General features: G+C 65.1%; 17 protein-coding genes and 3 pseudogenes. 17 read left to right on the top strand and 3 right to left on the bottom strand.

Going from position 1 to position 26036, the window contains the following annotated elements; translation table 11 throughout:
- Positions 1–98 precede the first annotated feature (98 nt).
- The 6 genes and pseudogenes from AC1DVI_RS07735 (at position 99) to AC1DVI_RS07710 (ending at position 6928) form a co-directional block, all read left to right on the top strand.
- Positions 99–1219 (top strand): annotated as a pseudogene (locus AC1DVI_RS07735) (IS256 family transposase).
- Between the two features lie 196 nt (positions 1220–1415).
- Positions 1416–2276, top strand: coding sequence for a site-specific integrase (locus AC1DVI_RS07730; RefSeq protein WP_476957440.1), 861 nt, complete (start codon positions 1416–1418; stop codon positions 2274–2276).
- A 19-nt stretch (positions 2277–2295) separates the two neighbouring features.
- Positions 2296–3480, top strand: a complete 1185-nt coding sequence (locus tag AC1DVI_RS07725) for an IS91 family transposase (protein ID WP_476957444.1) — start codon at positions 2296–2298, stop codon at positions 3478–3480.
- A gap of 969 nt (positions 3481–4449) precedes the next feature.
- Positions 4450–4659 (top strand): cold-shock protein, encoded by a 210-nt coding sequence (locus AC1DVI_RS07720; protein WP_149222407.1) that lies wholly within the window; start codon positions 4450–4452, stop codon positions 4657–4659.
- A 133-nt stretch (positions 4660–4792) separates the two neighbouring features.
- The gene (locus AC1DVI_RS07715; RefSeq protein WP_476957439.1) at positions 4793–5212 is read left to right on the top strand and encodes a DUF6481 family protein; all 420 of its coding nucleotides are present in this window, start codon (positions 4793–4795) and stop codon (positions 5210–5212) included.
- A 441-nt stretch (positions 5213–5653) separates the two neighbouring features.
- The gene (locus AC1DVI_RS07710; RefSeq protein WP_476957438.1) at positions 5654–6928 is read left to right on the top strand and encodes a DEAD/DEAH box helicase; all 1275 of its coding nucleotides are present in this window, start codon (positions 5654–5656) and stop codon (positions 6926–6928) included.
- A 361-nt stretch (positions 6929–7289) separates the two neighbouring features.
- Here the strand turns inward: AC1DVI_RS07710 and AC1DVI_RS07705 are convergent, their stop codons facing one another.
- Positions 7290–8672, bottom strand: coding sequence for a site-specific integrase (locus tag AC1DVI_RS07705; protein WP_476957437.1), 1383 nt, complete (start codon positions 8670–8672; stop codon positions 7290–7292).
- Positions 8669–10765, bottom strand: coding sequence for a KAP family P-loop NTPase fold protein (locus tag AC1DVI_RS07700; RefSeq protein ID WP_476957436.1), 2097 nt, complete (start codon positions 10763–10765; stop codon positions 8669–8671). The genes AC1DVI_RS07705 and AC1DVI_RS07700 overlap by 4 nt, the downstream gene beginning before the upstream one ends.
- Positions 10766–10964: 199 nt before the next feature.
- Between AC1DVI_RS07700 and AC1DVI_RS07695 the strand changes: the two genes are divergently transcribed.
- The 11 genes and pseudogenes from AC1DVI_RS07695 (at position 10965) to AC1DVI_RS07645 (ending at position 25040) form a co-directional block, all read left to right on the top strand.
- Positions 10965–12644, top strand: coding sequence for a Mu transposase C-terminal domain-containing protein (locus tag AC1DVI_RS07695; RefSeq protein WP_476957435.1), 1680 nt, complete (start codon positions 10965–10967; stop codon positions 12642–12644).
- Positions 12637–13509 (top strand): TniB family NTP-binding protein, encoded by an 873-nt coding sequence (locus AC1DVI_RS07690; protein ID WP_476957434.1) that lies wholly within the window; start codon positions 12637–12639, stop codon positions 13507–13509. The genes AC1DVI_RS07695 and AC1DVI_RS07690 overlap by 8 nt, the downstream gene beginning before the upstream one ends.
- A complete protein-coding gene (locus AC1DVI_RS07685; RefSeq protein ID WP_476957433.1) occupies positions 13506–15026 on the top strand; it encodes a TniQ family protein in 1521 nt (506 codons plus the stop codon). Before AC1DVI_RS07690 ends, AC1DVI_RS07685 begins: the two co-directional genes overlap by 4 nt.
- 295 nt (positions 15027–15321) lie before the next feature.
- Entirely contained in the window at positions 15322–17517 is a 2196-nt protein-coding gene (locus AC1DVI_RS07680) for a peptidase domain-containing ABC transporter (protein ID WP_476957432.1), read from the top strand.
- Positions 17514–18143 (top strand): annotated as a pseudogene (locus tag AC1DVI_RS07675) (hypothetical protein); the annotation flags it as partial. The gene AC1DVI_RS07680 and the pseudogene AC1DVI_RS07675, both read left to right, overlap by 4 nt.
- A 76-nt stretch (positions 18144–18219) precedes the next feature.
- The gene (locus AC1DVI_RS07670; RefSeq protein ID WP_476957443.1) at positions 18220–18834 is read left to right on the top strand and encodes an HlyD family type I secretion periplasmic adaptor subunit; all 615 of its coding nucleotides are present in this window, start codon (positions 18220–18222) and stop codon (positions 18832–18834) included.
- A gap of 237 nt (positions 18835–19071) precedes the next feature.
- Positions 19072–19581 carry a toxin-activating lysine-acyltransferase gene (locus tag AC1DVI_RS07665; protein WP_476957431.1) on the top strand — a complete coding sequence of 170 codons (510 nt, stop codon included), beginning with the start codon at positions 19072–19074 and terminating at the stop codon, positions 19579–19581.
- 196 nt (positions 19582–19777) lie between these two features.
- A complete protein-coding gene (locus tag AC1DVI_RS07660; protein ID WP_476957430.1) occupies positions 19778–20263 on the top strand; it encodes a hypothetical protein in 486 nt (161 codons plus the stop codon).
- 47 nt (positions 20264–20310) lie between these two features.
- A complete protein-coding gene (locus AC1DVI_RS07655; protein ID WP_476957429.1) occupies positions 20311–20760 on the top strand; it encodes a hypothetical protein in 450 nt (149 codons plus the stop codon).
- A gap of 329 nt (positions 20761–21089) precedes the next feature.
- Positions 21090–21917 (top strand): annotated as a pseudogene (locus AC1DVI_RS07650) (calcium-binding protein); the annotation flags it as partial.
- Between the two features lie 3 nt (positions 21918–21920).
- Positions 21921–25040: a calcium-binding protein gene (locus AC1DVI_RS07645; protein WP_476957442.1), complete on the top strand. Its 3120-nt coding sequence runs from the start codon at positions 21921–21923 to the stop codon at positions 25038–25040.
- Between the two features lie 60 nt (positions 25041–25100).
- On the opposite strand, the gene AC1DVI_RS07640 is transcribed toward AC1DVI_RS07645, so the two are convergent.
- Entirely contained in the window at positions 25101–26006 is a 906-nt protein-coding gene (locus AC1DVI_RS07640) for a recombinase family protein (protein WP_476957428.1), read from the bottom strand.
- Positions 26007–26036: the final 30 nt, after the last annotated feature.

Genomic DNA, 26036 nt, shown 5'->3' with positions numbered 1-26036 from the left:
GAGCTATGCGGGAAAGTGGGTGATGACGGTCTGAAGAAGGCGGCGTATCGAGGCGGGTGACGAAGCCTGCCAGAACCTCCACGAGGGAGCGATACGCCATGGACGAGATTAGCAAGGTTGTCCGCTTACGTCAGCCGGAGGAGATCGACGACCCGCTGACGACCATTCTGCGSGCCGGCGCGCGTCGGCTGCTGGAGCAGGCCATCGAGGCGGAAGTAGACGCCTTTCTGGCGTCGATGAGAGACCTGAAGCTGCCGGACGGCCGCGACCGGGTGGTCCGGCACGGCCACGGCCCCGAGCGGGCGATCCAGACCGGGATCGGGCCGGTTCCGGTGCGCCGGGTCAAGGTCCGTGATCGTGGCGCCGAGGAAACCGGCGCACGCATCCGCTTCACCTCGGCGCTGCTGCCGCGCTGGGCTCGCCGGACCAAGAGCCTGGACGCATTGTTGCCCATCCTATACTTGCGCGGCGTCTCCACCGGCGACTTCCAGGAGGCGCTCGGGGCCTTGCTCGGCMRGGAGGCGCCGAACCTGTCGCCCTCGGTGATCGGCCGGCTGAAGGAGGACTGGGCGGTCGACTACGTGCGTTGGCAAAAGCGCGACCTGTCGGCGCGCCGCTATGTRTATGTCTGGGCCGATGGCGTTTACCTGCAGGCCCGCATGGAGCCGACTGCGGACTGCATGCTGGTGATCATCGGCGCCACGCCGGAAGGCCGCAAGGAACTGGTCGGCTTCCAAGTTGGCGTACGCGAGAGCGCCCAGAGCYGGCGCGAACTGCTGGTCGAYCTCCAGGCCCGCGGCCTCACCACCGCCCCCGAACTCGCCGTCGCCGACGKCGCGCTGGGCTTCTGGAAGGCGCTGGAGGAGGTATTCCCGACCACCCGGCACCAGCGGTGCTGGCAGCACAAGACGGTCAACGTCCTCAACAAGGTGGCCAAGTCCGTCCAGCCAGCGATGAAGCAGGACCTGCGCACTGGGACCATGTCCGGACCACGAATCCCATTGAAAGCGTGTTTGCCACCGTCCGCCACCGGACTGTCCGCACCAAGGGGGCGCTCTCGCAGGAGACCGCCAAGCTGATGGTCTTCAAGCTGATCACCGCCGCCGCGAAGACTTGGCGKCGCCTGCAGGGGGAAAACCAGTTGCCCAAGGTCATCCAGGGCGTCACATTCCGTGATGGCATCGAGGTCACGGAAACCGCGTCACAGAGCGCCGCCTGACCAGACCATCACCCACTTTCCCGCATAGCTCCTACCGCGGTGAATGAAGAGCGAACCTGCAATTAGAGCGGATTGCTGGGCATCTGAATCGGGGATTGAACGAAACCGCTGACGCGGTATAGGGCGACGGAGTCGGATCGGCTTCTGTCTGGAGGGTGCGGGCATTTCCGCCCCGTCTCACGACAGGAGCTATCCGATGGCTGAGATGAGCCCTCTGCGCCGCCGCATGATCGAGGACATGACGGTTCGCAATCTATCGCCGGCGACCCAACGGTCCTACGTCCACGCGGTCGCCAAGTTCAGCCGCTTTTTCGGGAGATCACCGGAGCGGCTCGGCTTAGACGAGGTCCGCACCTTCCAGGTTCACCTGATTTCCCAAGGCATTTCCTGGGCCAGCCTCAACCAGACGGTCGCGGCGCTCCGTTTCTTCTATGGCGTCACGCTCGGACAGGCGGAGGTCCCAGAGCGGATCGCCTACGCCCGGGAACCGCGGCGCTTGCCGGTGGTGCTCGGCGCCGACGAGGTCGTCCGTTTCCTGGAGGCGGTGCCCAGCCTGAAATGCCGCGCCGCGTTGGCGACGGCCTATGGAGCCGGGCTGCGCGTCTCGGAGGTGATCACGCTGAAGGTAGCCGACATCGACGGTTCCCGCAGGCTCATCCGCATTGAGCAGGGCAAGGGGGGCAAGGACCGCTACGCGATGCTGTCCGTCCAGCTCCTCGGCATCCTGCGCACCTACTGGCGCTTGGCCAAGCCGCGCCACTGGCTGTTCCCCGGCCGCGATGAGGATCACCACATCGACCAGACCGTGCTCCACGCCGCCTGCCGCTCGGCCGCCAAGGCGGCGGGGCTGGCCAAGCACGTCACCGTCCACACGCTGCGCCACAGCTTTGCGACACACCTCTTGGAGAACGGCACCGACATCCGCGTCATACAGGTTCTGCTCGGGCACACCCAGCTGGCGACCACGGCGCGGTACACCCAGGTCGCCACGACCACGATCCAGAAGACGACCAGTCCGCTCGACCGCCTGCGCCTGGAGGTGGTGCCGCCAGCATAGCGGGACACGATGGGCGCCGCTGTTGGAGGTGGCGGACATCATCCGCCGCCACGGTGCCGCATACCGGGCCGCTCACGCCGGCCACCTGGATCGCGACCAAAGCCGGGTCTTGGCCGCGCTTGCGGCGTGCCGGACCGCGGCCTTGGGCGGTCACGCCGAGCGGTGTGGCGACTGCGGGCACGTGCGCATCGCTTACAACTCCTGCCGCGACCGGCACTGTCCCAAGTGCCAGGGGTTGGCGCGCGCCGAATGGCTGGCGGCGCGGCAGGCGGAGCTGTTGCCGGTGGCCTACTTCCACGTCGTGTTCACGCTGCCGGCGCCGGTGGCCGCGCTCGCCTTTCAGAACAAGGCGGTCGTCTACGCCATCCTGTTTCGCGCGGCGGCGGAGACCCTGCGCACCATCGCCGCCGACCGGCGTCATCTTGGGGCCGAGGCTGGCGGCATCGCTGTCCTGCACACTTGGGGACAGGCGCTGCAGCACCACCCACATGTTCATTGCATCGTGCTTGGTGGCGGGCCGGCGACCGACGGCAGCCGCTGGGTATCCGGCCGGCCGGGCTTTTTTCTGCCGGTGCGCGTCCTCTCGCGATTGTTCCGCCGACTGTTCCTGGACCAGCTGACCGCGGCCTTCGCCGCGGGCACGCTCCAGTTCTTCACCGATCTGGCCGGCCTTGCCGATCCGGCGGCCTTCGCCGGCCACGTGGCGGCGCTGCGTCGGATCGAGTGGGTTGTCTACGCCAAGCCTCCGTTTGGCGGGCCGGAGCAGGTGCTGGCCTATCTTGGCCGCTACACCCATCGCGTCGCCATCGCCAACAGCCGACTGCTCGACCTCACGGACGGCCAAATCCGCTTCCGCTGGAAGGACTACCGGCACCACGGCAAGGTCAAGGTGATGACGCTCACGGCCGAGGAGTTCCTGCGCCGCTTCCTGCTCCACGTTCTGCCGCCGGGGTTTCACCGGATCCGCCACTTCGGCTTTCTGGCCAACGGCCATCGCGGCGTCAAACTCGCTCTGTGCCGGCGCCTGCTCGCGACACCGGCACCTCCCACTGCGGTGCCGGCGGACGACTACCGGGAGCGGTGCATCCGCCTGTTCGGTCATGCCCCCGACACCTGCCCGTGCTGCGGCGGGACCATGGTGCTGATTGCCGCTCTGCCGCGGGCGGCGCCGTCGCCAACCCCGGCGGGGATCGACAGCTCATGACGCTGCCGTCCGTCCTGCCACTGCTGCCGCCGTACCTCCTGCTCCGGTTCGCCGGCCGGTGCTGGGCCGGGTGTGTGCCCTTTGCCGGCTTGGCCTCCCGAAGGGCTTTCGGCGGCGCTCCAGCCGATGGGACTACCCTTCCAAGGGCGGGTTCGGCCGCACCGGATGCAGACAGCACCGAGGATTTCAGCCTCACCCCGGGCATTCTTGCGCCGTTCAGCAGTTCCGGGCGGGTGCTACTTCTCCCATAAGCGCCGGCCACCGCCGCGGTTTCATTCAATCCGGCTTCTATGAGGTCCCAGGGAGCGTGCCCGCACCCCGAGGCGCCGGCGGGACCTCACAGAACCCTCCAGAATCTACGATTAGTAAAATCTGTTGCCACGCCATTGCCATTTCTGAATTGACGGTTCGACTTTCCACTATCTTGACAGAGTGTCGCTTCCTCCTGAAAACTTTCTTTGAAAGTTAAACTCGACGATGCTGCGAGGAGTGACCGATCGGAGTGAATTCATAAGATTTTGATATATAAAGATATTTTTCTGAGGAAAGCGTCCAATTGCAAACCGTGCACGCTGGTTGATGTGCCCAGCCCGCGCCGGGATGCAGACGGTCCTGGTGCTCCAGCACCGATCAGGGCATCGTCAACCTCGCCTGACCGACTCCGTTGCGTGCCTTCGGAATATGGTGGCGGTGGTTCGCGTTGGCCCTATGCGGCAAGTGGTTTCGGCGTCAGAGAAAAACGCCAATACGAGCCCCATATCGAGACGATTGTCCGGCAATCGAATTACGCATGGCCGCCCACCGGCGTTTTTCGCTTGCAAGATATCAGGCCACACGCCACTTTCGGTTGGTCGAGGTTGCTCTGGGCTTTGTTATTCTGATCCCGTCCAAGGATTTGAGTCTCTTCCCGAAGTGAGATTGATGCCCTGCGCAATGTTGCGCGGGCAACGCCAGGAAGGGAACTGACCCATGGCCATCGGAACCGTCAAGTTTTTCAATTCGACCAAGGGCTTCGGCTTCATCCAGCCGGAAGATGGCACGGCTGACGTGTTCGTCCACATCTCCGCCGTCGAGCGTGCCGGGATCAGCAACCTCGGAGAGGGCCAGAAGCTGTCCTTCGACGCGGTTCGCGACCCTCGCCGTGGCAAGGTTGCCGCCGAGAATCTGCGCGCACTCTGAGTGTGGCAGGTTCGGGAAAGAAGGGTGGCTCCGGCCGCCCTTTTTTTGTACCGGGATCCAGAAACGACGCCGCCGCCCCTCCCCATAGCCGGTGCAGCATCACCGCCTTCGGCGACCGTGACCGATACAAGATTTGCCTGACGGCCTGTTCCGGGGCACGGCCGGATTCACGAAATGGAAAAACATGAACGGCTTTAAAAACGCAGGGCTTTCCGAGCGTCTGAGCACGGCTGCGGGCGCAAAAAAGGCCCTGCTTGAGAAGTTCAAGGCGCAATCGACTTTGAACGATCTGGCCTTTGCGGAGCGGGAAGAGGCCCGGCGGGCCGTACGCATCGCCCGTGAGGCTCGCGAGGCCGAGCGCAACGCGGCGCGCGACGCCCGCAAGGCTGCCGAGCAGGAGGCCCTGCAAGCGGAACAGGCCGAGCGGGCCGCCCGCGAGGCGCTGGAGGCTCAGGAAACCGCCGAGCAGGCCGCGCGCCAAGTGGCCATGGGCGTGGAGGCGAAGGCTGCCCGCGACGCCCGCTATGCAGCCCGAAAAGCAAGGGCTCGCTGACGGTCCGCAGTGTCCAGAAGGCGGTGTCCAGGCGGCACCGCCAAAGCCGTCCGGTCCAGACGCCGAATGGCTCCGGACCGGATGGCGGGAGATGAAAAAAACAGACGCTGAGGAAAGCCGTGATCATCGGGTTCCAAGTCGCCACCACCGATGCGGAAAAGCCTGTGCATGGCTGACAAGCGTCTGGTTTCGCTCCTGATTGCCGAATGACCTTGATATTACGGCGTCATGTCTTATTCTATAGATATTGATCGCTGGAGGCTTAAAACGTCTCTTGAGAGAGACGCGGTAGGTTTCTTGGCGTGGCACCCTGCCGCGCTCCTCAGCAAGTCGCAACTCCCTCTTTCGACCTCCTCCTGGCGAGATCGCCGGCGCTTGACTGTTCCCCAACCGGGGGCATGGTCCGCTTTGCGCCGTCATGCTTGTGGAAGGCCCCACTCCTTGTCCGAAAATTTCGTTTCCGAACAGACGTTTGCTGATCTCGGCATTCATTCCAAAATCGCCCAGGTTCTGGGTGAGCATGGCTATATCACGCCGACGCCCGTTCAGGCGGCGGCCATCCCTCCGGCGTTGGTCGGCCGCGACATTCTCGCCACCGCCGAAACCGGCACCGGCAAGACCGCAGCCTTCATGCTGCCGGCTCTGACCCGCGTGGCCGACCTGCCCCCTCCTGCCGTCGCCGCTCCGCGCATCCTCGTGCTTGCCCCGACGCGTGAACTGGCCAGCCAGGTCACCCAAGCGGCGCGCAAATACGCCAAGCCGCTGCGCATGAACATCATCGATGTGGTCGGCGGCATGCCGTACGGCGAGCAGCTTCGCATGCTGTCGCGCCCGGTGCACGTCGTGGTGGCGACTCCCGGCCGCCTGATCGACCACATCGAACGTCAGCGCATCGACCTCAGCGCCGTCGAGACGCTGATCCTCGACGAGGCGGATCGCATGCTGGACATGGGCTTCCTCGATGACGTCGAGCGGATCGCCGACGCCTGCAAGGCCGGCCGCCAGACGCTGCTGTTCACGGCCACGCTGGATCGCCGCATGAGTCAACTCGCCGGCAAGCTGCTGCGCAACCCGGAACGCGTCGCCGTCCAAAGCCAGGCGACCGCGATCAACGTCGAACAGCGACTGCACCACACCGACGATATGGACCACAAGCGCCGGCTGCTGATGCACTTTGCCAGCCAGGATGAAGTCGGCAAAGCGATCATCTTCGCCGCGACCAAGCGCGACGCCGACGCACTGGCGGAGGAGTTGAGCACCGCCGGCCATGCCGCCGCTGCCCTGCACGGCGACATGGACCAGTCCAAGCGCAACCGCACCCTTCAGCGGCTGCGCACCGGCCAGGTCCGTCTGCTGGTCGCGACCGACGTGGCCGCCCGCGGCATCGACGTGCGCGACATCACCCACGTCATCAACTTCGATCTGCCGCGCTCGGCCGAGGATTATGTCCACCGCATCGGCCGCACCGGCCGGGCCGGTGCCTCAGGCATCGCGGTGTCCTTCGCCTCCCGCGCCGACCGCGAGACCCTGTCCCGCATCGAACGCTTCACCGGGGCGACGCTGGCGATCCATACGATCTCCGGCATGGAGCCGCAACGTTCCTTCTCCGGCGGCACCGGCCGGCCGGCGGGCCGCCCGGCCATTCGCGGCGGAGCGAGGCCGTGGCAGCGCGACGGCGGCCAGGGCAGACCGCAGGCCCGCGCCGGACGCTGGTAAACGCGTTCGGGCAAGACAACCAGATCAGGCGCGTCCCTTCGGGACCGCGCCTTTTTTCTTGGGGAACCGAAGCGGGCACCGGGCGTCTATCTGCGGATATCGCAGGGCAACGGCTTGAAGCATCTTCGCGGCTTGTCCGGCCAGTTCCTGGGCGAACTGCCGTGCCTGCGATTCCCGCGCATCGCGAGCCGCAGCGTACAGCGCAGCCTTCGGCGCAACGGTGAGAAAGCCCGTGCAATGCCTCGTCGGCTCATCCAACGTGCTCCTGAAAGCGCCGCTCCGCGTCCGTGATATCCTTGGCGCTCGGCAACCTCATACCCGCAATCGATCCTACCCTGCAGGTCCCATCTTGGATGGGCCATCAGGTGTCAGCCGATCCTCGCGCCCGGCGCACCTGGGCCACGGCTCCCCGCGTCGCGCGCAGGCGCTCGGTGTAGCGCGCCGGCATCTGCGGCGACTTCCAGCGTCCGGCCTGCATCAAGCCGGCGAGGTCGACGCCGGCGGCCAGCAGGTCCTGGGCAGCACCGACGCGCAGGCTGTGCCCGGTGATGCCGGCGGCCAGCGGATCGGCGGCGGCGGCCCGCTCCGCCACCACCCGCCGGACCGCCGCCGGGCTCATCCGCTCGCCGTAGCCGCGCCGGGCGAGGCTGCGGAACAGGAACGTTCCGGCGCCGGCGGTGGCGCCGGTGGTCGGGTCGAGCGCCACCGCGATGGCGCCACGCCACGCGGCGAGCGCCGCCATCGCCTCCACCGACAGCCAGGCCATGGCGCCCTCGCCGGCTTGGTCGGTCTTGGAACGGCGGATCAGGATCGTCCCTTCGCCGGGCTCGGCCGCCAGGTCGTCCGGATCGACGGGCTCCAGGTCGGCCCAGCGCAGCGCCACCAACTCGTCGGCGCGGGCCAGGGTGTCGCGCCCGACCAGCAGCAGCGCCCGGTCCCGCAAGGCGCGCAACGGGAGCGCGGCGCCCTCACCGGTGGATAGGCGGTCGAGGATGGCGGCCAGCTCGGCGTCGCCGAGCGGCCGGGCCTGCCGTTGGCGGGCGCCCTGCTCCTGGCGGTGCGCCTTGCGGGCGAGTTGGACCCGCCAGTGATCGCAGGGGTTGGCGGCGCCGGCGGCGCGGTGCAGCGTGGCGAGCGAGCCGAGGTAGCGGGCGACCGTCGCCGGCCGCCGGCTGGCCCCGAGGTCGTCGACGAAGGCCTGCACGGTCTCCGGCGCCGCCGGCAGCCAGGACAGGGAACGCGCCGCGCACCAGGTGGCGAACACCCGGGCGTCGGCGCGCAGCGCGCGCAGCGTCGCCAGGGCCATCGCGCGCTGGGCCAGGGCCAGGTAGGCGTCGAGGCGCCCGAGGATGGCGTCATCCGGCGGGATCGGCACCGTCGCGACAGCCGTTCCGGTGCCAGGGGTTCCTGCACAGGGATTGGCGAAGCCGGCGGCGGCGTGCCACCAGGCGAGCGAGCTGCGGTAGCGGCGCAACGTGCTGTCCTTGCGGCCAGCGGCGCGGGCGGCAGCGAGGAAGGCCCGCACGGTCGCCGGCGACGCCGGCAGCGCGACGTGGCCGGCCTGGGCGCACCAGCGCACGAAGATCCGTCCGTCTCCGAGCAGCGCCCGGCGGGTCGCCGCGGCCATAGGTCGGGCGATGGCGGCGCGCAGGCGTTCTACGGCGGCGCCGCTCAGCGTGGGGAGGTGAGCGAAGGGAATCGCATACGCCGGAGCAGTTGGAAGGATAGCGGCTTCGATCGTCATCGACGCGCGAGCCAGTGCTGAGCCCGCGCCCGGGCCGTACGGGCTCGCTGGCACCATGCCGCATCCGTGTCCACGACGGCCGCCAGACGTTCCAACAAGAGAGCGGCGTCCAGATAGTGGTTCAAGTGGGCGAAAGGGAGCATTCCATGGCTGAAGAATATGAGCGTGACGGCGCGAAGTGCTTCATCGTCGACCCGAATCCGTTCCGTCAGGCCTCCGCGGCAGTCCGCGTCCCAGCGATTCAGATTGTTTGCCAGGAACAGCGGCTCCGGTGTGCTGATCGCCGACAGGAGGGTTCCAGCCTGCCAGTGAATCACTATGGCATCGACCAGCACATGACACAGACGCTCGACGGTTTCAGGGGAGAGCCATGCGCCGGTGGCGTCCTGCTGCTGTTCTCCGAACAGGCCATATGAGAAGACTTGCCCGCGCAACACGGTCGCCACCACGTCGAGATGACCGGCTTCCATCAACGTGGTCAGCGCACGCATCCCGAGGTCGGCCGGCGCCCCGCAGCGCATTACCGCGTGCTGCAGAAAGCCGGCGAACCAGAGACTTCGGGTATAGCTTTCGCCGGCGCGCTCGTGTGCGGCAGCGTCGATGTCCCGCGGGACCTTGCCGAGAACTAGCAGGAGTTGCTCGGGATTGGGGCCCCCAATGTCCCCATAGATGTCCTGCAGCCGCTCAAGGAAGGGCTCGAGAGTCTGTTCGTCGTGGCGCCGCCGGAGCTGCGTCAGCATGGAGTCGTCGGTGCCTGCGAGAAAAGCAACGACTTCGGGGCGCGCCACGGCGCCGGGCAGCAGGCCAAGACGCAAGACGGTCATCAGCGGACGGTACCGGCACAAGCTGTCGGCGGTTACCAGGAGCACCGACAAAGATGAGTTGCGCAGCCGCGGGAACAACAGCGCCAGAAGACGGGCCAGCGGCGTTTCTGGGGCGACCCCCAAACGGGCCAGCCGATCGGTGGGGCTTGCCCGTTCCCGTTCAGAAAAGGCGGCCCAGTCCCTGTCGGCTTCCCGGTCCACCGGTGCATCAGGCACCACCAGGCGCGGCTCGTGGCGGATCGCCTCGACGACAGCCGGAGCCTTGGCCAGCAGGATGCAGTAGCCGAGCAGATCCAGCCAATCGACCTCGCCGGCGACCATCGGCGCCAGCACGGCGTACATGCCGCAGACCTGCCGGCTGTCGCGCGGCGTGGCCAGCAGACCGTCGGTGGCGATGGCCAAGAGGCGGGTCCAGCGCGGATCGGAGTGCCAGCCGGCCGGCAGGGTGCCGGCCAACACCGCGCCTTCGAACTCCGCGGTGAAGAGGCCCCGCGTCTCGGAACCCACGGCGCTGGGAAGGGGAATCTCCAGCTGGACGATCTTCTCCAGGTAGGCGGCTCCGCGATCCGAATTTCCGCCGCCCAGCGCCTCGACCACCCGGTCGCGGTCGTAGGCGAGGAGGTAGGAGAGGCCGGTGAAATCGGCGACGGCGCGCACGAGCTGGGCGACGGCGCGGACCTCGGCGTCCTCGACGCGATCGAGCTCGTCGATAAGAACGACGATCGGCACCGCCACCCCGGCCAGCAGCGCGGTCAGTTCGCGGTGCTGCGCCGCCAGGGAGCGATCGCGGGTCAGCAAGGTTTCGGCCACCTTGACGGCGCCGGCGGCCGCCGCGCCGACACCAGGCACCACGCTGAACAGGCTGGCGGCCGGCGCCAGGTCCTTGGCGTAGTCGGCCAGCTTGGCGCCCAGGTCGCGCAACGCATCGCCGTGCCGGCCGTTGGCGGTGCCCACCGCGTTGATCGTCGCCAGCAGCTCGGCAAAGAACTGGGTGATGACGTCATCGCGGCCTGACACCAGCCAGGGGTCGAAACGCACCACCACCGGCTCGGGCCATCCGTTCCGCTGTGCCGCAGCCTTGATCTCGGTTTCCAGCAGGTTGAGGAGGGACGACTTGCCGCTGCCCCAGGGGCCGGTGAGGCCGACCACGACACCGCTGGCCCGGCCGTCCGGGGTGACGAGGGCGCGGGCAAGGCGGGCGACGAAGCCGTCGCGCCCCAGGCGGTCGTCGGCGGGATCGGCGATCGGGCGGTCGGGGCGGTGGCTCACGGAGCGGCCTCGGGCGGGGGAAACGGCAACGGCCACGGTAGCCCAGGGCGCTTCCGCCGCCAAGGGTTGTCGCCGCAGAGTAGATCTGTTTAAAAGCTCACCAGGAAAACCGCGGGGTCGTAGGAAATTTGGTTGAATAGATCAGTTTAGAAAAAGAGGTATTCTGGTTAAAAGTGTTGAGCGGATCAGGTGAAAAGTCTTGGCCCGATCTCCGACCGATACTCCCCTGACCAAGGTGCCTGACGAGGTCTGGCAGACCGCGCGGGAGCGTGAACGAGTCATCAGAACGCTCGTCCAGCAGCCGGTTCTGTACGGAGCCCGCAGCGAGGCCATGGTTGCCGCGGCCAACGAGCTTGGGATCACCCTCCAGTACCTTTATCGCCTCGTCAAAGCCTATGCCGCCGACCCGCGAACCCGCTCCCTGCTGCCCAAGGTCCCTGGGCCGCAAGCAGGGTTGCGGCGCCTGCATCACCGTGTCGAGACGATCATCGAGGAGGAGATCCAGACCCGCTACATGGATCTTCTCAAGCCGAAGAAATCACTTCTGATGAAGGGCATCCATGCCCGGTGCGTCGCCGAAGGGTTGGGCAAGCCGGCCCGTGAAACCGTCGAGGCCCGGCTGGCGGTTATCAGCAAGCGGGAGCAGACCAAGCGGCGCCACGGCCCCAAGAAGGCGCGCGAGGACTTCAACCCGATCCGCGGATCGCTGGAAGCCGAGCGTGCCTTGGAGATCGTCCAGATCGACCACACCCCGACCGACGTGATGGGGGTGGAGCCCGACACGCTGGAGGTCATCGGACGCCCGTTCATCACCCTGGCGGTGGACATCCGAACCCGGATGTACTGCGGCTTCTACCTGACCTTCGATCGGCCCAGCGCGTCCAGCGTGGCGGCCTGCCTCGCCCACGCGGTGATGGACAAGAGCGACTGGCTGTCGACGCGCGGTCTTCCGGCCAAATGGCCGGTCGGGGGCCTGTGCGAGGTCATCCACGTCGACAACGGCAAGGAGTTCCACTCCAAGGCCTTCACCCGGGCCTGCGAGGATTACGGCATCGAGGTGCGGTACCGGCCGCCGGGAACGCCGCACATGGGCGGCCACGTCGAACGGCGCATCGGCCATCTGATGCAGGAACTGCACCTGCTGCCCGGCACCACCTTCTCCAACATCAAGGAGCGGGGGATCTACGATCCGGCCGGCAACGCCTGCCTCACCATCGCCGAGATCGAGTGGCTGGTGGCCAGCATCATCCTGGAGCATCACGCCAGCTTCCACGAAGGCATCGGCACGGCCCCGCTCGCCAAATGGACCGCCGACACGGAGGGGCGAACCTTCCGCACGCCGGCTGACTTGCGGACGTTCCACCGCGACTTCCTGCCGTTCGAGGAACGGAAGGTCCAGCAGGACGGCATCCACCTCTTCAACGTCCTCTACTGGCACGACGCGCTGACACCCTTCCTTCACAACAACGCGTGGGTGACGGTCCACTACGACCCGGCCAACCTGTCCAAGGTCTTCGTCCGGGGCGTGTCGGGGGAGTACCTGGAGGTGCCCTACCGGAACCTGCGCCGTCCGGCCATCTCCAAGTGGGAGTTGAAGGCGGCCACCCGCGCGCTGCGCCGGCAGGGACGAGCCGGCGTCGACGAGGCGATGATCTTCGAGATGGTGCTGGCGCGACGCAAGTTGGTCGACGAGGCCCGCGGCCGCAGCCGGCGGGCGCGGCTGGAGCATGCCCGCGGCGCCCGGCCGGGATCGGGACCGGCGCTGCCGGCCCCCGATACCACGCGGATGATCGACGCGGAGTTCCAGGCCGTCGCCGAGGACGCCGACGATGTTCCTCTCGACCTGCCCTTCTACGAGACCGAGGAGTGGGATGACTGACGCACACGGGCATCTGGGAACCTCGGCGCGCGATGTGATCGGGCTGTCCCCCGAGGAGCGCATCGCCCGGATGCAAACCCGCCGCTTCACCGAATACCCGCGCTGCCGCATGGTGCTCGACCTGCTGAGCGACCAGATCAACCAGCCGAGCGGCGTGGTGAAGCCCAACCTGCTGGTCTGGGGCGAGTCCGGACAAGGCAAGTCGACCATCATGGAAAAGCACCTGCGCGACCACCCGGCGGTCTTCGACAAGAAAACCGGTGTGCGGCGCACGGCGGTGGTCGGCCTGGAAATGCCGCCGATGTGCGACGTCCGCTGGTTCTACATCAAGCTGCTCAGCGCCATCGACGCGCCGGTCAGCGAATCCCGCAGCAGCTTGCCGGTCATGGCGGATCGGGTGGTTGCCCTTTACCGCCTGATGGGCGTCCGTCAGATCCTCGTCGACGAGGCGCACAACATGCTGATGGGCAGCGTGCGGCAGCAGCGCGTGATGCTGGCGGTGATCCGGAACCTGTCCAACGAGCTGGGCATTCCGCTGGTGCTCTTCGGCATTCAGGACGCCCGCGAGGCCCTGATGCACGACCGCCAGCTGACACGGCGTTTCCGTTTCATCGAACTGCCGATGTGGGGGGCCGGGGAGGAGTTCCAGGCCTTGGTCGGCAGCATCCTGCGCTCCTTGCCGCTGCGCCGCCCCTCGCCCCTGACGGCACGCGCGCTCAAGACCCTGCTGACCCACAGCGACGGCGGGACCGCCAAGCTGTTCGAAACGTTGATCGACCTCGGCATCGATGCCATCCGCTCCGGGGAAGAACGCATCACCCCGGAGATGATCAAGGATTACGTCAGCCTGCCGGTTCTGGCATGACCGACAAACCTCTGTTCACCACCATGCCGGAACTGCCGGTGGTGCCGTTGCCGGCCAGCGGAGAGGCTCTCGGCAGCTGGGTCTGGGCGATCGCTCGCACCTACGGGCTGATGCCAGGAACCTACCTTCGACGGTTGGGCATTCCGCATCGCTGGGTGACCAAGGATATCCACCGGGACCTGGTGATCCGGCCGCTGCCGAGCGTGATGGAGCGGCTTCAGGCCGACACCGGGGTAGCTCCGGAGGTTCTGCGGCGCATGACCTTCTCCGGGCTGAACCGCGAGCTGGAGGAAGCCTGCCATTACCACCATCTCCCTTGCGCAGCCTGCGTGGATGAGGCGTCTCGTCGGGCCGGCCGGCCTGTCGGCTTGCTTCATGCGTGGGCCGTGTGGCGCGTCGTCTGCCCCGATCATCCGCCCTGCCCGAAGCCGAGGGACGTGGCGGAAGGGCTCCCGCTTGCGCCCTTTTACGGCCAGGTGCGGACCATCATCACGTTTCTCGACCGGGCGGCGTTCGATCCGCGGGCGTTGGAAGGCATCGTCGGCACACGGATGGCTCCAGCCCTCACGGTTGCGGCCTTCGTGCGGTTCGTGTTTCTGCTGAACGCGTATCTCAGCGTCCGCGTCACCGAGTTTGACGAGTTCCGTGATTTGGCCGGGTTCCGCATCCGGCATGCCTTCTCCCGGAACGAGGACGGTGAACCGATGCCGCTTCCACCGGAGGAACGGAACGACCCGGCCATCTCCCTGGTTCTGGCGTGGCAACTCGTGGCCGATCCGATGCGCACACTGCTGGCCGGCTTGCACACCGCCAGCCCGGTTCACCGCAAGACCGAACGCGATGCCGGACAGTTCATGGCGCTGGTCGGGCTCCTGCTGGAATTTTGGCCGGACGAGATGCTGTCTCTGCTTCTGACCGGGCATGCCTTGTCCCGCCGGGCCTGGAGCGGCGATGGCGTCCGCACCGGGCTGGCCATCGCCGCGACCGATCAATGGAGCAACGATCCGAGCCATTCCGCGCGCCTGGCCGAGGCGCAGTGGAATCACACCGCCTGGACGAGGGTTCTGTTTTCCGACGCAGTCCGGAACCGTCACGCCGGATGGAGATCGCGGTTTCCGATCGACGGGCCGTTCCAGTCCGGGTTTGTGGCCGCCAACACGAAGGCGGCGAGCCTGATCGGGCAGGCCCGCCGTGACGCATGGAGGCCCAGCCAGGATGAGCGATCTGGTCTGGGACGGTTCCTGGCGAAACCAGCGCCGGCGATCCGGGAGGCGCACGCAGCTCCGCCGCAACCGATGTCGGTGCCCGCTATCCCAACGCACATTGCGCAGGCCGTCCAGTTCGCCTTGGACGCCCATGGCCCCCTGCCGACCGGAAAGCTCCGAGCGCGCCAACGGCGTGCGGTGCAGCGCAAACTGTCCGCGGCGGCGGTCCGATGCTTGAATCAGGAGGCGTGGTGCGGGATAGCCGGCAGCACCTCACATGACCCGCCCGTTCCGTCCCGGAAGACGCGTTGATGCCGGGGCGCCGACCGCAGTAGGCCTTGTTCGGGCCGTGGGCCGCCGTGATGATCCTCACCATGGTCGGCATCACCGAAACCTCAACCAGCGTGTCCGCCCCAGCGGTCATGCACAGGGGCACACAGCCGCGCTCGGACATGACAGAAATTTTATGATTGGCGTTGACTGGTTTAATGTCGTTGTGGCATTGCAACCAAAAAACGAGAATGTATGCGGAAAATGCCCTTTTATCGGGTTCTAGAGACATAAACGCATACAGATATATGCACGACTCTAGGAACTGGAGCCCTTATTGGTTGCTCTTGAGTGCCAGATCGAGGACGTCACGCCGACGATCCGTCCACCCTCGGTTCCCCCTGCCGGGGAACATGCCCTGTCCGCCTTTCTGCGGCTGACCGGCCGTCCAGTCGACGCCGGCCAGATCACGACGGCGGTGGCGGGATTGCCCCAGCCGCTCGACGGCAAGGCGCTGGTGGCCGTGGCGCACCGACTGGGCGCTCCGGTCCGGCGCCACCGGGTCGGGCGGCAGAGGCTGGCGGGGACCCGGCTGCCCGCCCTGGCGGAAATGGCCGGTGGCGAGGTCGTTCTGATCGCCCGCGCCGATGCCGAGCGCGTGCTCCTGCTCGACACCGTGGCCAACCGTCCGGTGGAGCAGACACGCGACACCTTCGACGCCTCCTGGACCGGCCATCTGATCACCTCAGCACCGGTCGGCGCCGCCCGGCCCTTCGGGTTGGCGTGGTTCCTGCCGGCCCTGGGCCGGCACGCCGGTGTGCTGAGTCAGGTCACGCTGGCCTCGCTGTGCATCCAGCTTTTCGGTCTGGCGACGCCGCTGTTCAGCATGATCGTCATCGACAAGGTGCTGTCGTCCGGCACCATCACCACGCTGGACGTGCTGGCCATCGGCATGGCGGCGATGGCGGTGTTCGACTTCCTGATGGGCGCCCTGCGCGCAGCACTGCTGTCCCACACCACCAACAAGGTCGACGTGGAGTTGGGCAGCCGGCTGTTCGAGCATCTGATGGCCCTGCCGCTGGCCTTCTTCGAAAGCCGCCCCGTCGGCGTCCTCGCCGCCCGGGTGAAGGAGCTGGACAGCGTGCGCGCCCTGCTCACCGGGCCGGGGCTGACGGTGCTGCTGGACGTGCTGTTCACTTTGATCTTCATCGCGGTGATGTGGTCCTTCAGCCCGTACCTGACGGGCATCGTGCTGCTGACGCTGCTGGGCTTCGCGCTGGTCCACGGGCTGCTGGCGCCGCTGCTGAAGGCGCGGCTGACCGACCGCTTCGCCAAGGGCGCCGAGGCCCAGGCCTTCCTGGTCGAGGCGGTGCATGGGGTCGAGACGCTGAAGGCCGCGGCGGCGGAACCGCGCATGCTGCACCGCTGGCAGGAACTGCTGGTCGCCAACACGCGGGCCTCCTTCCGCTCCGCCGTGCTGTCGGAGACGGCCAACCAGGCGGTCGCCTTCCTGACCAAGATCATGAGCGTGGCCATCCTGTGGTACGGGGCCCGGCTGGTGATGGACGGGGCGCTGACCGCCGGCACACTGATCGCCTTCAACCTGATGGGCGGGCGGATCAGCGCCCCGGTGCTGCGGCTGGCGCAGATGTGGCAGCAGGTCGAGCAGGGCCGCGTCGCCATCGCCAGGCTGGGCGACGTGATGAACGCCCAGCGCGAGCCCGGCGCCGTGCCCGGGCGCACGCCGCTGGGGCGGATCGAGGGGCGGGTGGCGCTGCGCGGCGTCACCTTCCGCTACGGGCCGCGCGGGCCGGCGGTGCTGGAGGGGCTGAGCTTCGCCGTCCCGGCCGGACAGGTGGTCGGGGTGGTCGGGCTGTCCGGCTCCGGCAAGTCCACGCTGGTCCGGCTGCTGCAACGGCTGCATGTGCCGGAGCGCGGGGCGGTGACGGTGGACGGCATCGACCTCGCCGGGGTCGATCCGGCGTGGCTGCGCCGGCAGCTCGGCGTGGTGCCGCAGGACGTGACGCTGTTCAACCGGTCGGTGCGCGAGAACATCGCCCTGGCCGACCCGACCCTGGACATGGAACGGATCGAGGCGGCGGCCCGGCTGGCCGGGGCGCACGACTTCATCGCCGCCCTGCCGGAGGGCTACGACACGGTGGTGGGCGAGCGCGGCATGCGGCTGTCCGGCGGGCAGCGGCAGCGGCTGGCCCTGGCCCGCGCCCTGGCGGGCGACCCGCGTATTCTGATCCTGGACGAGGCGACGAGCGCGCTCGACTATGAATCGGAGATGCTGATCCACCGCAACATGCGGGGCATCTGCGCCGAGCGGACGGTGTTCATCGTAGCCCACCGGCTGGCCGCGCTGCGTCACGCCGACCGCATCCTGGTGCTGGAGCACGGGCGTGTGGTCGAGGATGGGCCACACGCCAAGCTGGTCGCCGCCGGCGGGCGCTACGCCCGGCTGCACGCCATCCAGGCCGGCCTGGCGGCGCCCCAGCAGCCCCGGCCACCGGCGGGAGGCCCAGCATGACCGCGATCCCGGAGCACAGCCTGCACGACCTGTTGCCGCCGCCGATCCTGGAGGTGACCGAGGAGCCCCCGCCCTGGCTGCTGTGGCTTCTGCCCTGGCTGGTGATGGCGGCGACCGCCGCCGGTCTGATCTGGGGGGTGGTGGGGGAGCTGGACATCGTGGTGCCGGCGCAGGGGACGCTGGTGCCCTCAGGGCGGGTCAAGGTGATCCAGCCGCCCGAGCAGCGGGTGGTCCGGCGCATCCTGGTCATCGAAGGGCAGCGGGTTGCGGCGGGCGACGTCCTGCTGGAGTTCGACACCACCGACGCCCTGGCCGACCGCGACCGCACGGCCAAGGAGCTGGCGGCGGCCCGGTTGCGGGCGGCGCGGCTGCGCGCGGCCCTCGCCGGGGCGGCGGGCTTCGCGGTGCCGGAGGGCGCCGATCCGGCGCGCGCCGCCGACGAGCGCCGGCTGTTCGAGGCGGAGCGGGCGCGGTTGGAGGGCGAGGCGTCGGGCCTGCGCCAGGAACGCGACCGGGCGCAGGCGACGCGCGAGGCGACGGCGGCGACGATCGCCAAGCTGGAGGCGGTCCTGCCGCTGATCCGCACGCGGGAGGAGGCCAAGCGGACGCTGGTGGAGCGCCAGCACGCCACGACCTCGGAGTACCTGACGCTGCGCCAGGAGCTGGTGACCGCCGAGGCCGACTTGCGCATCCCGCGCGACCCTGCGCGAGGCGGAACTGGCGGCGTTGGCGGCAGCGGACCGGATCGAGCAGGCGCGCCGCTCGGCCGCGCGCGATCAGGCGGCGGAGCTGGTGGAGGCGGAAACCCGGGCGGCAAGCCTGGCCGAGGAGTTGGCGAAGGCGGAGCAGCGTCTGGCGGCGCTGACCCTGCGGGCGCCGGAGGACGGGACGGTGCACGAGCTGGCGCTGCACACGGTGGGCGGGGTGGCTCAGTCGGCGCAGCCGCTGATGAAGCTGGTGCCGGTGGGTGCGGTGCTGGAGGTCGAGGCGACGGTGCTGAACCGCGACGTCGGCTTCGTGGAGCCTGGTCAGCCGGTGCAGGTGAAGCTGGACGCCTTCGCCTTCACGAAATACGGGGCGGTGCCGGGCCGGGTGCAGGCGGTGTCGTCGGATGCGGTGGCGGACGAGCGGCTGGGGCCGGTCTACAAGGTCCGGGTGGCGCTGGACCAGCAGAACATCATGGTGAACGGGCGCGCCTTGCCGCTCGGGCCGGGGCTGTCGGCCACTGTGGATGTCCGCACCGGCAGCCGGCGGGTCATCGACTATCTGCTGATGCCGATGCTCAAGGCGACGCAGGAGGCCATGCGGGAGCGATGACTTGATCGGGCAAAGAAAAGATTTTCATGAGGATCATTTTGATGATGTACGACTGCAAAGGTGGTCGTGCAGGCGGAGCATTTTCCTGAACACTACTACACAATAAACAAAAACGATGCTTCCAATGTTTTATTGTGTTTTTCTTGTTTTGCGCTAATGAATGCTTGCGTATATCATTTTATACCTATCAAAAGACGCATGCGGCGATCCGAAGTGTAAGCAGACGGAGACAGTACGGTGAACAAACCTACGAAAGCAAAGGCACCTTCGGAAGCCGGTGAGACGGCGATGACAAACGGAACGGCAGTCAATGGAGTGCCATCGCCGGACCGGACGCTGGAGAACGCGACATCTCCGAAGATGGCGACACTGCTGGGGGAGATCGTCTGGCTTCTGACCCAGTCGCCGGCCCATCGCCACCTGTTCCTTGCCGACCTCGAATGGACTGTGATGCCAGCGTTGAAACTGCGGCAGGTCTACCTGTTTCGCTCGAAAGAGCGAATCGTGGGATTTGCCGCCTGGGCCAAAATTTCCGAAGAGGTCGAAAAGCGACTCTCGTGTGGGGTCAATCGCTTAGCTCCTCACGAATGGAACAGCGGAGAAAATCTCTGGCTTATGGACTTGGTTACGCCATTTGGCGGAGCCGAGCATATGATTAGCGAGATGAAAGTCCACCTATTTCCTAATAGAGTAATAAAATTACGTGCATCTAATCGAGAAGGAAAGCAATGCTTTAGGCATCTGTAATACTGTGTTGGAAAAATTTAAACAGAAACGAAATAATAAAAATGCCATTTTAATAAATAAAGGCTGTCTAAGAATTTATTTATTAAAATTGAGAAAATATTGTTTTACTGTTGTGGGCATTAACTTTGCATGACAAACCCTGTTGTTGTGGCAACTCTTAGGGGATATCTCTATCCAAATAGAAAGGAGATCAGCTATGATGGAAGAAATAAAAAATATTTTAAGTAAACGTTTTACATTTTTGCAATGCAATATCATTGCGCTTATAATTTTATGTCTACCTAATACAGTGTATGCTACTGAGAGTAGCGAAGAAAGACAAAGAAAAGGTGTCATATATTTGTATGATCATAATCCATTGCAAACAAAGTCATCTGATCACAGATGTTTTATTAATATTTACATGAAAATATCTAGAGAATTTTCTAAAGAATTTAAGATTATTTTATCAAGAGGCAAAAACATTCAGCTTTCTGACAGTAGAGGTGAATATAAATTATACGTTTACTGTCAAGAAAGGGCTGATCATGCATTCTTTCATATTGATGCTTATAGAATTGATATAAACCCCATGAATAAGATCTTGTCATCAACATATGTTGAAATGCCGATTAGGACGAATGAGGATACAGAAAAAATGATTTACGACCTTTCAAACAAAATGCGCAATTTGTCTAATTAATCATTTACGAGTTTTGTTCCTGTAAACAACCCTATGATGAGGATACAATGGCTGGAAGTGCAAATGCTGCAGATGGTGAGAATAACAGCGACACTGATTCTCGTGATGCTGCATATGGCGGCGGCTGGAGTGACGGCGGACAGAATGGAAATGCATCGTCCTCCGAGGAAATTTCCCCGAATCCAGCTCCGGCTCCGCGATCACATGTAGAGGTTACGCCACTCGACCCGCCTGTTCCGAACCAATCCACAACCCAGGAAACCCCAAGATCACCTGTTGTCACAGATGAGACGGCTATTGAAATTGGAAAGGTAACAGAAGTTGATGAAATGGATAGAGTTGTAAGAGAGCAAACAACCATTGGTCTAAAGGGGCTTGTTGCAACACCTGATTCCCAAATGACTAAGGACGACAATGTAATAGGTCCAAGCAAATATGGTGACTATCCAAGCAATTTTGACTTTTCTGACACCCCCGTGGTACGCCTGTTATTTTAGATCTCAATGGAAATGGGATCGAGATAGTAGGTCTAGATAACAGTGTAACATTTTTCGACATTGACGGCGATGGTTTTAGAGAAAATGTTGGGTGGGTAAGACCAAATGATGGAATTCTTACTATTGATCTGAATGAAAACGGGATAATTGATCAGGCACATGAAATCAACTTTACTATTCATGCGCCTGGTGCAGAAACCGATCTCGATGGGTTGCGGGCGTCTTTTGATAGTGACCATAATGGCATTTTAGATGCTCGAGACGCTCAATTTGCTAGCTTCCGAATTTGGCAAGATCGCAATAGTGACGGAATATCAGAATATAGTGAAATGCAAACTTTGCAGGAAGCCGGTATTGTCTCGGTAGGTTTAACTGGTCCGCGTGCTGATGAGGTTCATGATGGAAATATAATTTCTCGCTATACAAATTTTACTAGAAGCGATGGTTCAAATGGGCAGGTTGCAGATACAGGATTTTCTGTCTCACATGCTGGCTTTAGAATAGTAGACGGCGTACTCAGTGTATCCTCTAGTCCTATCAACCGTATTGAAGCCTCTTCTTATGGAGGGGTAGCAATAGATGGTAATTCTAATTCCCTTATTGTGGGAAACACTGGACAGGAAACACTTATAGGCGGAGGTGGAAGCGATTGGATTGTCGGTGGCGCTAGGGCAGATAGTTTATCTGGAGGTGACGGGCACGATATATTGTTTGTTGATCATATGGACAATATAAACGGAGGCTCTGGATTCGATATAGCGTTAGTTGACGATTATGACGGAGTAAGCATTAATCTTGGCTCAACCAATATCGAAGCTGCTATTGGGGGATATGGAAACGACTCGTTTTACGGAGGTTCTGGAAACGAGTTTCTATCAGGTGAAGGGGGTAACGATTTACTAACAGGTGGGCAAGGCAGTGACACAATATATGGGGGTAGCGGCAATGATGTTGCAATGGGGGACGATGGTCACGACATTGTTTCCGGAGAAGATGGAAATGATAGTGTTTACGGCGGGAAGGGCAACGATACTGTCATAGGAAATAATGGTGATGATTGGCTGCATGGCGGCGATGATGCAGACACGCTCTTTGGCGGTAATGGCAACGACTCATTAAATGGTGGTGCGGGTGGTGACCGCATGGATGGCGGTTCTGGAGTGGACAGTGCAGTTTACCAATGGGCCACCTCCGGCGTTGGCGTATCGCTCGAAACCGGCTCCGGTTCGCTGGGTGAAGCGGCCGGCGACGTCTATGTGTCGATTGAAAACGTGGTAGGCTCCGATTACGGCGACAGCATCGTCGGCGATGGGCAGGGCAACTGGATCGCCGGGCTGGGCAGCAACGACACGCTGGTCGGCCAGAACGGCAACGACACGCTGATGGGCGGCTGGGGCGAGGATTATCTGGCCGGCGGTGCCGACAACGACTCTCTCACCGGTGACGACGGCTTCGACACGCTGGTTGGCGGAGCCGGCGACGACGCTCTGTTCGGCGGCGGCCATAACGACACGCTCAGTGGCGAGGACGGCTTCGACACGCTGGTCGGCGGCTGGGGTGAAGACTATCTGGCCGGGGGCAACCACAACGACGTCCTGTTCGGTGAGGACGGCTACGACACGCTGGCCGGCGGTGCCGGCGAGGACAACCTGTTCGGCGGTGGCCACAACGACACGTTGTTCGGTGAGGACGGCAACGACACGCTGTCTGGAGATTGGGGCGACGACCACCTGCACGGCCAGAATGGAAACGACACGCTGTTCGGCAACGACGGCTCCGACTGGCTGACCGGCGGCGCCGGAGCCGACTGGCTGGACGGCGGGGCCGGCTGGGACAACGTCAACTATAATGCCTCCTGGGGCGCTGTGGCCGTCGATCTCGCCGACGGCGTCGCCTGGAGCGCCGAGGGCGAGGGTGACCGCCTGATCAACATCGAAGGCGTGCAGGGCTCCCAGCACAACGACGACCTGCGGGGCGACGGCAACAACAACTGGCTGCACGGCCAGGGGGGTGACGACTGGCTGTTCGGCCGTGGCGGCGCAGACATTCTCGACGGTGGTGACGGCTTCGACGTGGCGAACTATGTCGACTCCTGGACCGGCGTCATTGTGGATCTGCGGAACGGTACCGCCAGCGGTGGTTCGGCTCAGGGCGACCAACTCCACAACATCGAGGGCGTGCACGGTTCGATCCACGACGATCATCTGCACGGCAACGACGCCACCAACTGGCTGTACGGTTCCTGGGGCAACGACTGGCTGCACGGTTACGGCAGCGACGACAGCCTCTACGGCGACACCGGCAACGACTCCCTGAACGGCGGCTGGGGCGCCGACAATCTGTTCGGCGGCGCCGGTAGTGACTGGGCCACCTACATGTGGGCGTCCTCTGGCATCGGCATGACGCTGGAAGGCAACTACGGCTGGCTCGGCGAGGCGGCGGGGGACAAGTTCTACGAGATTGAGAACATCCTCGGCTCTGAACACGGCGATGAGATCCACGGCGACTGGCAGAGCAACTATTTGGTCGGGGCCGGCGGGGATGACGCACTGCTGGGCAAGGATGGCCACGACACGCTGGTCGGCGGCTGGGGCAACGATTACATGGAGGGTGGCGGCCACAACGACGTTTTGGTGGGTGAAGACGGCCACGACTACGTGGTCGGCGGCTGGGGCGAGGATTACCTGGCCGGCGGCAACCATAACGACACGCTGATCGGCGACGACGGTCACGACACGTTGGTGGGCGGCGCCAACGAGGACTATCTCGTCGGCGGCAACAACAACGACGTGCTGCACGGCGAGGATGGCTACGACACGCTGTTCGGCGGTGCCAACGAGGACTACCTGCACGGCGGCGGCCACAACGACACGCTGATCGGCGACGACGGTTACGACACGCTGGTTGGCGGCTGGGGCGAGGATTACCTGCACGGCGGCGGCCACAACGACGCGCTGCATGGCGAAGACGGCCACGACTATCTGGTCGGCGGCTGGGGTGAGGATTATCTGGTCGGCGGCAACAACAACGACACGCTCTTCGGTGAGGACGGCCACGACACGCTGGTCGGCGGCGCCAATGAGGATTATCTGATCGGCGGCAACAACAACGACGTGCTGCATGGCGACGACGGCTACGACACGCTCGTCGGCGGTGCCAACGAGGACTACCTGCACGGTGGCGGCCACAATGATCATCTGTTTGGCGACGACGGTTACGACACGCTCGTCGGCGGCTGGGGCGACGATTGGATGAGCGGTGGCGGCCACAACGACGCGCTGCATGGCGAAGACGGCAACGATGCCATGCACGGCGGTTGGGGCGACGACAACCTGTTGGGTGGCGAAGGCGGCGACTGGTTGGTCGGTGAAGAAGGCAACGACGGCATCAACGGTGGTGGCGGCTACGACACCGCCTACTTCGCTGGCAGCCGCAGCAACCACTACATCCATTACGTCTCCAACGGCCATGGGGCGATCATCGACGCCACGGGCCGCAACGGTGGTGACTGGGTATGGGAAACCGAGCGCCTGTGGTTCGACGACGCCGTGGCCTATTTCGACGGCTCGCAGGGCTGGCCGCCGCTGGTCATCGACCTCGACGGCGACGGTCTGGAACTGACCGATGTGTTCGAGAGCACGGTGCGCTTCGACATGACCGGAGACGGCATCGTCGACCGCACCGGCTGGGCGGCGGCGGACGACGGCCTGATCGTCTACGACCTGGGCGGTGACCGGAAGATCACCGAGCAGGCGGAGGTGGTGCTGGCCACCCACGGCGAGGCCGGCATGACCGACCTGGAGGCGCTCGCCTACGCCTTCGACGACAACCGGGACGGCTGGTTCGACGCGAACGATGCCCAGTGGAAGGACTTCGGCGTCTGGCAGGACCGCAACCAGGACGGCATCACCGACGACGGGGAGTTCCGCACCCTGGACGAGGCCGGGATCGTCCGCATCGGGCTGGTCGGCGAAGGTCTGGCCGAGGTGGTGGCGGGCAACGTCATCAATTCCGTAACCCGCTTCGAGACCGCGGACGGCCGTGAAGGGCTGATCGGCGACGTGACGCTCTACGCACAGTCCGGCGTGGAAGCGGACCGCGTCGTCATCGCGGCGAACGACGACGTTTCCGAGTTGCCGAGCCTGGAAAACGCCCTGCACGGCCTCGCCACCGCGATGGCACTGTTCGACGCCCAGGGTGAGGCGGCGGTCGTGGAGATGCCGACGATCGTGGACGATGCGCTCTACCCGGTCGACGACGCACTGCCGAAGGCCGCGTAGGTCGGAGACCGAGGGAAGCGGACGCCCGACCGGCCCGCTTCCCTCGGTCCATACGCCGCATCATGCCGACGCCCGGTCTTTCTCACGCACCAGCCCCTGTTCCTTGGCGCGGTCGAGGAGGTTCTTGACCGAGGCCGCCGCCCAGGTGCGCCCGCCGCGCGGCGTGGTCTCCCGCATCGCCTCCAGCTGGGCGCCGATGGCCCGCAGCGACAGCTTGGGGTTCGCGCGGGCGATGCCGGCGACCAGCACCATGAGCCGGTCGTCTCCGCGCACGGAGGGCACCTTGTCGAGCAGAGCCGGGTCGGCCAGCCCCTCGGTGACGAAGGCGCGGACGGCCCGGCGCAACCGCTCGGCGGTCCAGTGCCGGCCCGGCGGCAGCTTGGCGTTCACGGCGCGGGTCACCGCCGCCCACGAGCGGGACGGCCGGAGGCGCCGCACGGTGGGCAGCCACTCCTCCGCCGTGTGGGTCAGCTCCAGCAGGTAGAGCTGGCGCTGCCGGTCGGCGAGGCGCTGCGTGGTCGCTGCGTCGCCCTGCTTCAGCTTGGGATTGCCGCCGACCCGGCCGCGCGCCTTGGCCGCCGCCAGCCCGGCCCGCGTGCGCTCGCGGATCAGCGATCGCTCGTACTCCGCCACGGCGCCGAGCATCTGCAGCACCAGCGTGCCGTGCGGGCTGGCGGTGTCGATCGGGCTGGTCAGGCAGCGGAAGTGGCAGCCGCGGCCACGCAGGTCCTCGATCACCTCCAGCAGGTGGGCCAGCGAGCGGCCGAGCCGGTCGAGCTTCCAGATGACCAGCGTGTCGCCGCGGGCGATGCGGGCGAGCGCCCGCGCCAGCTCCGGCCGCGCCCGGGACGCGCCCGACGCCTTCTCCTCGAAGATCTCGGTGCAGCCGGCGGCGCGCAGCGCGTCCAGCTGGCCGGCGGTGGTCTGCTCGTCGGTCGAGACGCGTGCGTAGCCGATCAGGGCCATAGCCTTTGTCGCCGTAGAGTCGTTGATGCG

It is taken from the genome of Azospirillum sp. P4_B5 (assembly GCF_056402275.1).
The sequence above is the reverse complement of the archived record's forward strand: the minus strand, read 5'-3'. Positions and strand labels throughout refer to the sequence as shown.

Bases quoted from the DNA above. Each gene is read 5' to 3' on its own strand.
- AC1DVI_RS07690 (WP_476957434.1), top strand. From the start codon at position 12,637: ATGACTGACGCACACGGGCATCTGGGAACCTCGGCGCGCGATGTGATC.
- AC1DVI_RS07640 (WP_476957428.1), bottom strand. From the start codon at position 26,006: ATGGCCCTGATCGGCTACGCACGCGTCTCGACCGACGAGCAGACCACC.
- AC1DVI_RS07705 (WP_476957437.1), bottom strand. From the start codon at position 8,672: ATGACGATCGAAGCCGCTATCCTTCCAACTGCTCCGGCGTATGCGATT.
- AC1DVI_RS07730 (WP_476957440.1), top strand. From the start codon at position 1,416: ATGGCTGAGATGAGCCCTCTGCGCCGCCGCATGATCGAGGACATGACG.
- AC1DVI_RS07685 (WP_476957433.1), top strand. From the start codon at position 13,506: ATGACCGACAAACCTCTGTTCACCACCATGCCGGAACTGCCGGTGGTG.
- AC1DVI_RS07660 (WP_476957430.1), top strand. From the start codon at position 19,778: ATGATGGAAGAAATAAAAAATATTTTAAGTAAACGTTTTACATTTTTG.
- AC1DVI_RS07720 (WP_149222407.1), top strand. From the start codon at position 4,450: ATGGCCATCGGAACCGTCAAGTTTTTCAATTCGACCAAGGGCTTCGGC.
- AC1DVI_RS07655 (WP_476957429.1), top strand. From the start codon at position 20,311: ATGGCTGGAAGTGCAAATGCTGCAGATGGTGAGAATAACAGCGACACT.